The sequence below is a fragment of the Proteiniborus sp. genome (assembly GCF_040308045.1).
GTDB lineage: Bacteria > Bacillota > Clostridia > Tissierellales > Proteiniboraceae > Proteiniborus.
The window spans coordinates 22,107-29,019 of record NZ_JAWRHZ010000028.1; the positions used below are offsets into that span (position 1 = coordinate 22,107).

4 protein-coding genes are annotated in these 6,913 nt (G+C 32.3%); all 4 read right to left on the reverse strand.

Annotated features, from left to right (window positions below):
* Positions 1–10 precede the first annotated feature (10 nt).
* The 4 genes from ABV008_RS05400 to ileS all read right to left on the reverse strand — a co-directional run bounded on the left by ABV008_RS05400 (position 11) and on the right by ileS (position 6,596).
* On the reverse strand, positions 11–472 hold the full coding sequence (locus ABV008_RS05400) for a (2Fe-2S)-binding protein (RefSeq protein ID WP_352418798.1): 462 nt from the start codon (positions 470–472) through the stop codon (positions 11–13).
* A 16-nt stretch (positions 473–488) separates the two neighbouring features.
* Positions 489–1,325: an FAD binding domain-containing protein gene (locus ABV008_RS05405; RefSeq protein ID WP_352418799.1), complete on the reverse strand. Its 837-nt coding sequence runs from the start codon at positions 1,323–1,325 to the stop codon at positions 489–491.
* Positions 1,326–1,536: 211 nt separating this feature from the next.
* The gene (locus ABV008_RS05410; protein ID WP_352418800.1) at positions 1,537–3,168 is read right to left on the reverse strand and encodes a methyl-accepting chemotaxis protein; all 1,632 of its coding nucleotides are present in this window, start codon (positions 3,166–3,168) and stop codon (positions 1,537–1,539) included.
* A gap of 320 nt (positions 3,169–3,488) precedes the next feature.
* Positions 3,489–6,596: an isoleucine--tRNA ligase gene (gene ileS / locus ABV008_RS05415; RefSeq protein WP_352418801.1), complete on the reverse strand. Its 3,108-nt coding sequence runs from the start codon at positions 6,594–6,596 to the stop codon at positions 3,489–3,491.
* Positions 6,597–6,913: the final 317 nt, after the last annotated feature.

Here is a 6,913-nt window from a genome sequence, read left to right on the forward strand (position 1 = left end):
TAAATACTCTCTATTTTTCTGCTACATCCATTATTGCTTCAATAATCTTTTTATATCCTGTACATCTGCAAAGATTACCGCTTATAGCTTCTTTAATTTCCTCTTCTGTCGGATGAGGATTTTCGTTTAATAAACCTTTTGCTGCCATTATCATACCAGGAGTACAATATCCACATTGTAATGCCCCATGTGTTATGAATGAAGCTTGAAGTTTATCTAATTCTGTTCCATTTGCTAATCCTTCTATAGTTAATATGTCTCTACCATCAGCGTCTACTGCTAATACTAGGCAAGAGTTTACTGGTTTACCATCTAATAGTACAGTACATGCTCCACATTCTCCTTGACCGCAACCTTCCTTTGCTCCAGTAAGGTCAAAATCTTCTCTTAACATCCTAAGAAGGGTTTTATTTGATTCAACCTCATGTTCAACTTTTTCATTATTTATAGTAAAACTAATTTTATATTTCATAAACCTTCACCTCCTATTAGGCTCTTAACTGTTCAAGACTTCTGCGAACCATTACTCTAACCATTTCTATTCTATATTCTCTAGATGCCCTTACGTCATCTATAGGTTTAGCTTCTGATGCTGCCATGTCGGCAATCTTATTTATTAATTCATCTGTAAGCTCTGCTCCATTAGCAAGCTTTTCTGCTTCTTTAGCTCTTATTGGAGTTGGTGCTACTGCTCCCATAGCTATTCTTATTTCGTTACCTACTTTTACTACAGTTGTACATACAGTAGACAAGTCTACTTCTTTTCTTCTTGAATTTTTAATAAATACTCCTTTTAGACCCTTATATGCTGGTATCTTTATTCCAGTTACGATTTCTCCATGTATTAGGCAAGTTTTTCTTACACCTTTAAAGAAATCATGAATTGAAACTTCTCTTTCACCATTAGGTCCATAGATGCATACCTTAGCGTCTAGTGCTAAAAGTGGAGTTGATGTGTCTGCTAGTGGTGATGCATTTACATTATTTCCAGCCATTGTGGCAAGGTTTCTAACTTGACCTGAACCTACAGTTTCAGCTGCATCTGCTAAAAAGCTATAGTTTTCTACAACAGCTTTATTGTGAGCCATGTCGCTTAGCTTAACACAAGCTCCTACGAATAATCCTTCTTTTTCATCGTAGTTTATATTGTGAAGTTCTTTTATTCCTTTGATGTCTACTATTACATCTGGTGTAGTTAAATTTTCCCTCATTCTTACAACTAAGTCTGTACCGCCATTAAGTATATGAGAGTTTTCTCCATGTGCTATAAGCAATTCACTAGCTTCTTTTAAAGATTGTGGTTTAAAGTATTCAAAAGACTTCATTGTATCACCTCCAAGTTTTATCGAAAAAATTAATTATTAAAGACCAACCTACTGTTTCAAACAAAGGCATCGCCTCCATGAAAACGTTTTTATTACATTACAATTAATTATATCACATACCCATTTATCAAAATTTTATAAATTTTCACTTATTTGAAATATTATTTTGGCAATAACCGCTATACAAGTAAATGAATAACGCTTTATATCATTAATCTATTGCGTATTGTCCTCTGAAATCCAACAAGTCATCAATATACAAACCTACTTGTATAATGCCTTTCTTGCCCTTTTTTGAAACTCCTGCAAACTTAAAATACTTGCCATCTATATCTCTAATTTTCATTTCCTGGCAAACTTTTAGACTTGAATCTAGTAGTATCCTATAGAAATCATATGCTTGGGTAGTAGGATCATCACTAAATTTGAATCCTACCCCATTCGGATTGTTTGAATACTCAGTTACACCTTGAGAATCAGTAACAAAGAATTCAGATATACCAGTTTTTTTAGATAGTTCTTGAAGAAAATCATTGTTTACTAGCCCTTTTGCCTCAAGTTCTGCTACTTTCTCGCAAGTTGCAATTAATTCTTTATTAATTTCTTCTTCAAAGGTTATAGTAAATTCATTAAATTTCTTAGCTATTTCAGTAATACCATTAGAAGTTTCAAGGCTTTCTTTCTCCATATATACTTGAGTAGAAATATTACTATCAATGCCTTTTATAGTTGTATTTAAATCTCCTATAAAGCCTGCTGCATTCTCAACATTTTTTGCTAAAGCTTCAGTAGCTTTATTTTGCTCATCAATATTCTTTGAAATATCATTTATAAAACTTGTTATTTCATTAATTTTTAGAGTTATTTCATTTAGATTTTTACTAGCTTTATTGCTCTTTTCCTTAATTTCTATAGATTTATCAGCTCCTTGTTTAATTTCTTCAATAACTCTACCTATACTTAAATCAATTAAAGAAACATTGTCTTTAATTTCAGTAGTTGTTTTTTCACTTTCCTCTGCTAGCTTTTTTATTTCTTCTGCTACTACAGAAAAACCTTTTCCAGCTTCGCCTGCTCTAGCAGCCTCTATAGATGCATTTAATGATAATAAATTTGTTTGATTAGCTATATCAGAAATTGCATCACTCATTTTAAATATTGAATTTAGATGGACCTTCAGCCTATCTATTTCTTCAGATGCCTTTAACATTATGCTTTCAATTTCGGCAACATCTTCTAGTGTTTTTTCTATTTCATTGCTGTCTTCCATAATTCTATTGGCTGATTCATAAGTAACTGCACTAAATTTCACAGCATTTTCAGTAATTTCTGTATTTGAACTAAGTAACTCTTCTGCTATTGCAGCGTTTTCAGCTGTATCTTCTGTAGCTTTATTTGAACTGAAATTAATTGCATTTATTGCCTTTGAAATATCATTTATGCTTTCCAGGGTTGCAGTAGTGTTTCTATGCAACACTTCAGCATAGTCATTAATTTTTACTCTTGAATATAAAACATTATAGAGCCAGTTTTGCATCTGTCCTCTTAGAGAATCTATTGTTTGTCCTATTCTAAGCTGTTCAGCAGACTTTTGCCTTGTCTTAAACTCTACCAAAAAATTACCCTTAGAATATTCTTCTAGTACCGTTTTTATATCTTCTACTAAGATAGAGTTATTGTTGTATATCATATATATACCCCAGATAATTAACATAATCATGGAAGATACAACAATTTCTGCTAATAAACTTATTTCTTTATTATACATAAGAATAATTGCTGCTCCATTTAATACTAAATTCAACAATAAAGTTAAATAAAACGATCTTCCCTGTTTAAACATTTAAACATCCCCCTTATAATTAGTAACATGTGTGTTTAATTATAATTTCTTTTATAACTTTCCATGCTAAAATTATATCATTTGGATTTACTTCAATATATAGGATAAAAGTTATGTTTTACAAAACTCATAATATTTCATCTCGTATGAAAATTCTATTTTTTTTAAAAATCCCCTTTGTATTTAATATACAAATGAAGTTACATGATTCGACAAATCATTGTGCTTACTTAATAAAAGTCATGATTAAGCATGAACTTTTCTATGGGTTATAAAAATCGCTGAGCTCTTGTAGAAACCCAGCGATTTTAAGATGTTAATTATTGAATTTTTTCAAGTTTTAAACCAGTTTCATGATCATTTAGATTATGCTTTTCAAAGCTATTATCTTGAACTCTTTCAATGCTTACTGATAATGTTTCTTTCTTGATATAATCCTCGTAATCATTAACTGCTTTGGCTATTTCATCATCACCATCATAATAGATTTTGACATTGTCCATCATTTCATAGCCATTATTCTTTCTCATTTGTTGTACCTTTGATATAAATTCTCTTGCATATCCTTCGTTGATTAACTCTTCTGTTAGTGTAGTGTCTAGGATAACAAAGTGATTGTTTTCCATTGCAACTGTAAAGCCCTCTTTTGCAGTTATTGTAACTGTTACAAGGTCTTTTGTTACTTCAAAATCCTTACCACTAATCTTTACAACTACATTTTCTCCGTTTTCTATCTTTGGAGCAGCTACAGAACCATCAAGCTCTGAAAGTACTTTACCAAAATCTTTAATTTTTGGACCTAATATAGGACCTGCCACTCTAAAGTTTGGCTTTAAGCTGAAATTCATATATTCATTTAAATTCTTAGCAAATACTACTTCTTTAACATTTAACTCTTCTTTTATTAAAGGTACTAGGTCTGCAATTTCTTCTTCATGCTTTCCATCTATTAATACTTCATGAATTGGCTGACGAACCTTTATCTTTACTGACTCTCTAGCAGCTCTTCCTAGTCCCACTAAATCTCTTACAAGGTCCATTTTATGCTCTATTTTTTTATTTATATACTCATCTTTTACAGTAGGATAATCGCTTAAGTGAACAGATAGTTCTCCTGTAAGATTTCTATATATCTCTTCTGATAAATATGGTGCAAATGGTGCAATCATTTGAGATAATCCAACTAATATTTCATAGGTTGTATTATAGACAGCTTTCTTGTCTTCTGTTAATTCTGTTTCCCAGAAGCGCCTTCTAGAACGTCTTATATACCAATTAGATAAATCTTCATTGGCAAAGTCTTGAATCTTTCTAACTGCTTTTGTTAAATCATATTCTGCTAAGTCTTCTTCTATTGCTTTTAATAAGCTATTAAACTTAGAAATAATCCATCTATCTAGTTCTGGTCTATCCGATACCTTTACATAGAAGTCCTTTGGATCTATTTCATCTGTATTTGCATAAAGTGTAAAGAAATTATATACATTCTTAATAGTACCGAAGAATTTACTCAATACTTCTTTTAGTCCATCTTCATCAAATCTAGTTGGTGTCCACGCAGGAGATACGAAAAGAAGATACCATCTAAGTGCATCTGCACCGTATTTGTCAAATAATTCAAATGGATCTACTGTATTTCCTTTAGACTTAGACATTTTCTTGCCTTCTTTGTCTAGTATTAAATCATTTACTAGAACTCTTTTGTAAGGTGCTTTTCCAGTTACGAAGGTAGAAATTGCTAATAGTGAGTAGAACCAGCCTCTTGTTTGGTCAATACCTTCACATATAAAATCTGCTGGGAATAGTTCTTCGAAAAATCTTTCTTTATTTTCAAATGGATAATGATGTTGCGCAAAAGGCATTGAGCCACTGTCAAACCAACAATCTATAACGTCTGTTACTCTTGTCATAGCTTTGCCACATTTATCACATTTAATATGAACATTATCTACATGCGGTCTATGAAGCTCTATATTCTCATCTATATTTTCTATAGCTCTCTCAACTAATTCTTTTCTTGAACCTATACTTTGTGTATGCCCACAATCACATCTCCAAATATTTAGTGGAGTCCCCCAATATCTGCTTCTAGATATTGCCCAGTCATTTAGGTTTTCTAACCAGTTTCCAAATCTCTTTTCTCCTACATATTCTGGATACCATTTAACTGTATTATTGTTTTCTATAAGCTTATCTTTAAGCTTTGTCATCTCTATATACCAGCTTGGTTTAGCATAGTATAAGAGCGGTGTCTTACATCTCCAACAGTGTGGATAATTATGCGCCATTTTTTCTTTCTTAAATAGCTTTCCTTCATTATAAAGCCATTTAATTATATCTATGTCGGCATCCATTACAAACATGCCTTCCCATGGTGTAGTAGTATATTTACCCTCTTCATTTACAGGCTGTAAAACTGGAAGATCGTATCTTCTACCTGTATTATAGTCATCTTCTCCAAATGCAGGAGCTGTATGAACTATACCAGTACCATCTTCTGTAGTTACGTAATCAGCTACAGTTACGAAAAAAGCTTTTTTGTCAGCTTTTACAAATGGCATTAATTGCTCATATTCAATATATTCTAAGTCTTTTCCTTTTAATTCTTCTAATACTTCAAATTCTTGGTCTCCAAAGACCTTCTTTGATAGTGTCTTTTCAACATAATATACTGTGCCATCTGATTTTACTTTTAAATATGTTGCATCTGGGCTTACTGTAAGGGCAACGTTTGATGCTAATGTCCATGGTGTAGTAGTCCATACTAGGAAATATTCATCTGCATCTTTTCTCTTAAATTTGACTATAACTGTATTAGTTTTTATTTCTTCATATCCTTGTGCAACTTCATGAGAGGCTAATCCTGTACCACATCTTGAGCAGTATGGTAATATTTTATGTCCTTCGTAGATTAATCCTTCTTGAAAAAATTTATCTAGTATCCACCATACAGTTTCGATATAATTGTTGTCTAGTGTTATATAAGGATTGTCTAAATCTATTTCATAGGCCATTCTCTTAGTCATTTCTCTCCAGAGGCTTTCATAGGTAAATACTGATTCCCTACATTTTTCGTTAAACTTAGCCATTCCGTAGTTTTCAATATCTTGTTTGTTTTTAAGTCTTAGTTGCTTTTCCACTTCAATCTCAACTGGAAGTCCATGGGTATCCCATCCAGCCTTTCTTTTTACCTGGAATCCCTTCATAGTCATATATCTACATACTGAATCCTTTAGTGTTCTTGATATAACGTGATGAATACCAGGTCTACCATTTGCTGTAGGAGGTCCCTCGTAAAATATAAATGGTTTGCTACCATTACGGTTTTCTACTGTTTTAGTCAAAATATCAATGTCTTCCCAAAAGTTAGATATTTGTTTTTCGTTTTCAGCCACTGATAAATTTGATAGTTCTTTAAACTTTTGCATGTTTTCACCCTTTCATTATAGTTAAAATTTATACGATATGATTAAAAATATTAAATACTAGTCTTCATTAACTTTCCGCAGTCTCGCAACACAAATTTATTTGTTCGCTGTCGCTCACATAAATTTGGTGCTCGTTGCGTTTGACCTACCATCGATTTTCTGATAAAAGCGTTCAGAAAATCGGGTTAGGTCATTTTCCACAGTCTCGCAACACAAATTTATTTGTTCGCTGTCGCTCACATAAATTTGGTGCTCGTTGCGTTTGACCTACCATCGATTTTCTGATAAAAGCGTTCAGAAAATCGGGTTAGGTCATA

Coding starts and splice junctions, on each gene's coding strand:
- ABV008_RS05410 (WP_352418800.1), bottom strand. CDS start 3,168: ATGTTTAAACAGGGAAGATCGTTTTATTTAACTTTATTGTTGAATTTA.
- ABV008_RS05400 (WP_352418798.1), bottom strand. CDS start 472: ATGAAATATAAAATTAGTTTTACTATAAATAATGAAAAAGTTGAACAT.
- ABV008_RS05405 (WP_352418799.1), bottom strand. CDS start 1,325: ATGAAGTCTTTTGAATACTTTAAACCACAATCTTTAAAAGAAGCTAGT.
- ileS (WP_352418801.1), bottom strand. CDS start 6,596: ATGCAAAAGTTTAAAGAACTATCAAATTTATCAGTGGCTGAAAACGAA.